Origin of the sequence: Streptomyces sp. SID13726, from assembly GCF_010548375.1 — a bacterium.
GTDB lineage: Bacteria > Actinomycetota > Actinomycetes > Streptomycetales > Streptomycetaceae > Streptomyces.
Genome location: NZ_JAAGLY010000642.1, coordinates 1 through 410 on the forward strand (window position 1 = coordinate 1; position 410 = coordinate 410).

At 71.0% G+C, this 410-nt stretch carries 1 protein-coding gene; it reads left to right on the forward strand.

What is annotated here, in order from left to right; genetic code table 11:
• Nucleotides 1–198 precede the first annotated feature (198 nt).
• A partial coding sequence (locus G3I78_RS49555) for a 4Fe-4S cluster-binding domain-containing protein (protein ID WP_164437235.1) occupies nt 199–410 on the forward strand: 212 nt, incomplete at its 3' end.

Below are 410 nucleotides of genomic sequence, written 5' to 3' on the forward strand. Positions count from 1 at the left end.
CGTCAGCGGCTACGCGGTGAACTTCGTCCGGCTGACGCGGGACCAGCAGCTCGACGTGCTGAACCGCACCTTCCACGGCTCGCTGTAGCCCGTGCGACCGCGCAGTCCGGGGCCGGCCCTCATCCGGCTCCGGACCGCTCGCCAAGGATCTCCGACCGAGATCGAGAAACGACGGACCACCGCTCGAGGGTGCCTGCCATGACCGTCCTGCTTCCCCTTCCCCTTCCCCTTCCCGCGACGCTGGCCGCTGCCGCGACCCACCGGCCCAGCGAGGGCTCGGTGCACTCCTGGGACCTGTCGACGGGTGTCGACGGGCCCGGGACCCGCTTCGTCACCTTCCTCTCCGGATGCCCGCTGACCTGCCTGTACTGCCACAACCCCGACACCTGGCGGATGCGGGCCGGCAAGCG